Annotated in this window: 4 protein-coding genes, 1 tRNA gene and 2 rRNA genes (1 of these 7 cut by a window edge); 3 read left to right on the plus strand and 4 right to left on the minus strand. The window is 60.0% G+C overall.

The features are described 5' to 3' along the window. From NKI22_RS30505 to NKI22_RS30515, 3 genes are all read left to right on the plus strand, one after another. Positions 1 to 1,826: ribosomal RNA gene (locus NKI22_RS30505) — 23S ribosomal RNA — on the plus strand (it extends 981 nt beyond the left edge of the window). 96 nt (positions 1,827 to 1,922) lie between these two features. Then, positions 1,923 to 2,037 (plus strand): 5S ribosomal RNA (gene rrf, locus NKI22_RS30510). Between the two features lie 234 nt (positions 2,038 to 2,271). Next, a tRNA-Met gene (locus NKI22_RS30515) sits at positions 2,272 to 2,348 on the plus strand. A 66-nt stretch (positions 2,349 to 2,414) separates the two neighbouring features. Here the strand turns inward: NKI22_RS30515 and NKI22_RS30520 are convergent. The 4 genes from NKI22_RS30520 to NKI22_RS30535 form a co-directional block, all read right to left on the minus strand. Further along, on the minus strand, positions 2,415 to 2,741 hold the full coding sequence (locus NKI22_RS30520; RefSeq protein ID WP_084643056.1) for a hypothetical protein: 327 nt from the start codon (positions 2,739 to 2,741) through the stop codon (positions 2,415 to 2,417). A 321-nt stretch (positions 2,742 to 3,062) separates the two neighbouring features. Next, on the minus strand, positions 3,063 to 3,569 hold the full coding sequence (locus NKI22_RS30525; protein ID WP_023722304.1) for an L-2-amino-thiazoline-4-carboxylic acid hydrolase: 507 nt from the start codon (positions 3,567 to 3,569) through the stop codon (positions 3,063 to 3,065). Beyond that, positions 3,566 to 4,357 (minus strand): ATP-binding cassette domain-containing protein, encoded by a 792-nt coding sequence (locus tag NKI22_RS30530; RefSeq protein ID WP_031195064.1) that lies wholly within the window; start codon positions 4,355 to 4,357, stop codon positions 3,566 to 3,568. Before NKI22_RS30530 ends, NKI22_RS30525 begins: the two co-directional genes overlap by 4 nt. Further along, positions 4,354 to 5,069, minus strand: a 716-nt coding sequence (locus tag NKI22_RS30535) for an ATP-binding cassette domain-containing protein (RefSeq protein ID WP_352959596.1), incomplete at its 5' end; no start/stop codon positions are given. The genes NKI22_RS30535 and NKI22_RS30530, both read right to left, overlap by 4 nt.

Below are 5,069 nucleotides of genomic sequence, written 5' to 3' on the forward strand. Positions count from 1 at the left end.
AGTCGGCAGACACACGGCGGGTGCTAACGTCCGTCGTGAAAAGGGAAACAACCCTGACCTACAGCTAAGGTCCCCAAGTTATGGCTAAGTGGGAAAGGATGTGAGGATCCCAAAACAACCAGGATGTTGGCTTAGAAGCAGCCATCATTTAAAGAAAGCGTAACAGCTCACTGGTCTAAATAAGGGTCTTTGCGCCGAAAATGTAACGGGGCTAAAGCCATACACCGAAGCTTAGGGTTTGCAGCAATGCAAGCGGTAGCGGAGCGTTCTGTAAGCTGATGAAGCCATACCCGTGAGGGATGGTGGAGGTATCAGAAGTGCGAATGCTGACATGAGTAACGTAAGGGGAGTGAGAGACTCCCCCGCCGAAAGTCCAAGGGTTCCTGCTTAAAGCTAATCTGAGCAGGGTTAGCCGGCCCCTAAGTCGAGGCAGAAATGCGTAGACGATGGGAACCACGTTAATATTCGTGGGCCTGGAGGAAGTGACGGATCATTGAGGTAGTCCAATCTTATCGGATTGAAAGGGCTGCTGCGTGGTTCCAGGAAATAGCTCCTCCTTATAGACCGTACCCGAAACCGACACTGGTGGACTGGTAGAGTATACCAAGGCGCTTGAGAGAACTATGCTGAAGGAACTCGGCAAATTGCACGCGTAACTTCGGAAGAAGCGTGACCCTTTCATGCGCAAGCATGGGAGGGTGGCACAGACCAGGGGGTAGCGACTGTTTATCAAAAACACAGGGCTCTGCGAAGTCGCAAGACGACGTATAGGGTCTGACGCCTGCCCGGTGCTGGAAGGTTAAGAGGAGGGGTGCAAGCTCTGAATCGAAGCCCCAGTAAACGGCGGCCGTAACTATAACGGTCCTAAGGTAGCGAAATTCCTTGTCGGGTAAGTTCCGACCTGCACGAATGGCGTAACGACTTCCCCGCTGTCTCCAGCATAGACTCAGTGAAATTGAATTCCCCGTGAAGATGCGGGGTTCCTGCGGTTAGACGGAAAGACCCCGTGCACCTTTACTATAGCTTTACATTGGCATTCGTAGTGGCATGTGTAGGATAGGTGGTAGGCTTTGAAACCTGGGCGCCAGCTCAGGTGGAGCCACCCTTGAAATACCACCCTTATCACTATGGATGTCTAACCGCGGCCCGTTATCCGGGTCCGGGACAATGTATGGTGGGTAGTTTGACTGGGGCGGTCGCCTCCTAAAGAGTAACGGAGGCGCGCGATGGTGGGCTCAGAACGGTCGGAAATCGTTCGCTGAGTGCAATGGCATAAGCCTGCCTGACTGCGAGACTGACAAGTCGAGCAGAGACGAAAGTCGGTCATAGTGATCCGGTGGTCCCGCGTGGAAGGGCCATCGCTCAACGGATAAAAGGTACGCCGGGGATAACAGGCTGATGACCCCCAAGAGTCCATATCGACGGGGTTGTTTGGCACCTCGATGTCGACTCATCGCATCCTGGGGCTGGAGCAGGTCCCAAGGGTATGGCTGTTCGCCATTTAAAGCGGTACGTGAGTTGGGTTCAGAACGTCGTGAGACAGTTCGGTCCCTATCTGCCGTGGGTGTAGGAATATTGAAAGGATCTGTCCCTAGTACGAGAGGACCGGGATGGACGGATCTCTGGTGGACCTGTTGTGGCGCCAGCCGCATAGCAGGGTAGCTATATCCGGACGGGATAACCGCTGAAGGCATCTAAGCGGGAAACCCACCTTAAAACGAGTATTCCCTGAGAACCGTGGAAGACGACCACGTTGATAGGCCGGGTGTGGAAGAGCGGCAACGCTTGAAGCTTACCGGTACTAATAGTTCGATCGGCTTGATCGTTCTCATTCCTAATGCCCATTTCTGGCGACAATCCTTGGATTGCGCCGACATGGATGGCACAGAAAACAGCTTCTCGAGCAACGTGCGTTTTGCCGACCTGGTGGTTATGGCGGAGCGGCTGCACCCGATCCCATTCCGAACTCGGCCGTGAAACGCTCCAGCGCTGATGGTACTTCGTCTCAAGACGCGGGAGAGTAGGTCGCTGCCAGGTCTGCCAAGCGCACGTTGTTTAATCTTCTCCTTACGAACAGGCCCGCCAACGGGGCTCCGGGCCGCGCAAGCGGCCCTTTCATTTGGCGGAAGCTTGAATTCAGTGAGCCAAGGCTTACTTCTAGGGTTGACGCGGGGTGGAGCAGCGCCCCATCCGCCCACAAAGGCCGAAGGCCTTGAGGACGGACAAACAAAAAAGCCCGGGCTGCCCGGCCGGCGGTCGCCGTGAAGTTGACGCGGGGTGGAGCAGCCCGGTAGCTCGTCAGGCTCATAACCTGAAGGTCACAGGTTCAAATCCTGTCCCCGCAACCAAAGTACGAAAACGGCCCGCCTTGTGCGGGCCGTTTTCGTTTGCTCCGAAGTGCAGCGACAGGATACTCAGCGTTCCGCAGCCAATTTTTCGCGTATGTGTTCCGATCCACCTCTCATACGTCGGGCGAATGGCCGATCGGGATTTACGACGCGCCAAAAGGGCGCGCTGCCGTCTTGACTGATATGCACCAAGTGCCGCCGCACAGTCACTGGGCAGCAGGCGTCTGCCCCGTATTTTGCCGCGAACTTACGTCGTAACTCTGCAAGGTCCGACAAGTGGCCAGGTCGCGCAGCCCGGAGCTCGTCTGCGACCATGTTCTCCGTTGGGATCAGCATGCTCTGCGTAAGGTTTTTGCCTTTGCGTCGCGTTTTGACTACCGGCAATTCGCTCATAATTCACCTCCAGGAATTCCCCTACAGAAGACGAACAAGAACGCCGCAATCCGACAAATCTCGGATTGATTTGATTGGGCCGTGGCTCGAACCTACGGTTTGAGGCCACAGCCATGAACCCACAAAGACGCCTCCGGCCGGACACTTACCAACGAAGCCGACACAGCGGGACACCGAGGCAGATCCTGTCCGCACCAAATTCCTCGCAATGCAAACATCAAAACCCCCGGTTGCCTTGCGGCGCCGGGGGGTTTTGTTGGCTCTGTGCTGCCCAACGGGACGGAGCTTTACGTCTTCGCCGACATGGCTCGAACTGCAGCTCTAGCCGGCATCCCGGTTGGTCAAGGCGATGTGGCAGCAGCCGGAACCGTGGCCCGGCGTCCAGGTGACGTTGTCGAAGCGCACTCCGGTGGCCTCGAACAGGCCGCGGTCGAAGGCGCCGGCGATGCGGCAGAGCGTGGCGAGCTTCTTGTCGCCAACGCCGGCTTCGACCCAAGCGTCCTTCAGCGGACAGCGCTTGACCTTGAAGGCGATGCGGCCTTGGCCGCGTTCGACGTCGGTCGGATACATGCGGCCGCCATCCGGGCTGACGGCGAGGAACGCCTCGCCGATTGCCGGTGCGTCGTTCGGGCCGAAATCGGCGAAGGCCGACGCCGCAACCTCCTTGCCGCGCCGTTCGATGGTGCGGATCATGATAGCCTCAGCCTTTTCCGCGCCAACTTCCGCGGTTAGCTCGTCGAGCAACAGACGATAGAGATCGGCGCGGTTACGGAAGGCGGAATCGAGTTCGCGCGACAGTTTTTCGGCTCGGGCTTCGACGTCGGTCATGATGCGTCCTGTTCGATCCTTGACAGTCTTGGCGCTGCCGCCACCAGCGCCTTGCCGATCGCGGATTGCGGCGCGTCGATGACGGTACGGGCATCGCCGCTCTCGGCAATGCGCCCGGCGTCCAAAATGGCGACGCGGTGGGCGATGGCACGGACGACACCGAGATCGTGCGAAATGAACAGATAGGCGATGCGCTCCTCGCGTTGAAGGTCGAGCAGCAGCCGCAGGATCTGCCCGCGCACCGAAACGTCGAGCGCCGACACGGCCTCGTCGAGCACGACCAGCGACGGTTTTGTGGCGATGGCGCGGGCGATTGCGACGCGTTGGCGTTGGCCGCCGGAAATTTCGTGAATGGCGCGGCCGGCGAGACCGGGGCTGAGGCCGACGCGTTCCAGCAGAGCGGCGATACGGCGCGGGCGCTCGGCACGAGAGGCAATGTGGTGGATGCGCAAGGGGTCGTCGAGCACGCGGGCCACCGTGGCGCGCGGGTTTAAGGCGGCGAGCGGATCCTGAAACACCATCTGCAGACGAGCGCGCCGGTGGCGCAAGGCAGCGCCGTTCATTGACAGGAAATCGCTGCCTTCAAATTCGATATAGCCGGCGTCGGGTTCGATGAGCCGCAGCATCAGCCGGGCTATCGTCGACTTGCCGCTGCCTGAAGGTCCGGCCAGCGCCAGCGTCTCGCCAGCTTCGATGTGGAAGGAAACGTTATCTGCCGCGGCAATGATCTTGCCGCCGCGAGGGTATCGTTTGGTCAGGCCGGAAACGGCGAGCAGAGGACTGGTCATGTTCGCTGCAACAGCGGCTCGGCGTCGAGGCCGAGATGAGCGTCAAGCAGCGCCCGAGTGTAAGTGTGCCGCGGCGCACTGACGACCTGCGCCGTCGCACCGAGTTCGATCAATTCGCCATTCCGGAACACGGCGATGCGCCCCGCCAGCTCAGCGGCCAGCGCGATGTCGTGGCTGACGAACAACAGCGTCATGCCGTCCTCGGCCACCAATTGCCGAATTAGCGCGACGATCTCGGCCTGCACGATGGTGTCCAGCGCGCTGGTCGCCTCATCGGCGATCAGCAGTTTCGGGCCGGACGCGATTGCCGCGGCGATGGCGACGCGCTGCTTCTGGCCGCCGGAAAGCTGGTGTGGAAAGGCATGCATAGCCGCATTGGGGTCGGGCAGACGGACCCGTTCAAGCAAGTTTTGGGCCTTCGCGTAGGCTTGCGGCCAATTGAGGCCGAGGTGGGTGTAGGCGACCTCGGCGATCTGCTTGCCAATTGGCATCACCGGGTCAAGGCTCGCCGATGGATCCTGGAAGATGAAGCCGATGTCACGGCCGCCGATTGAAGCATGGTCGCGAAGACTTGCAGGCTGACGTCCCGTCGCACCCCCCTCTGTGGGGGGGCGCCGGGTGGGGCGGGGCCCACGGGGGGGGGGGGGGGCACCCAAGATGGGGGGGGGGCGGACGCCCCACCAACGCGGCGGAGACCGCCGCAGAACCCCCC

Origin of the sequence: Mesorhizobium sp. M0778 (assembly GCF_040320105.1) — a bacterium.
Taxonomy (GTDB): Bacteria; Pseudomonadota; Alphaproteobacteria; order Rhizobiales; family Rhizobiaceae; genus Mesorhizobium.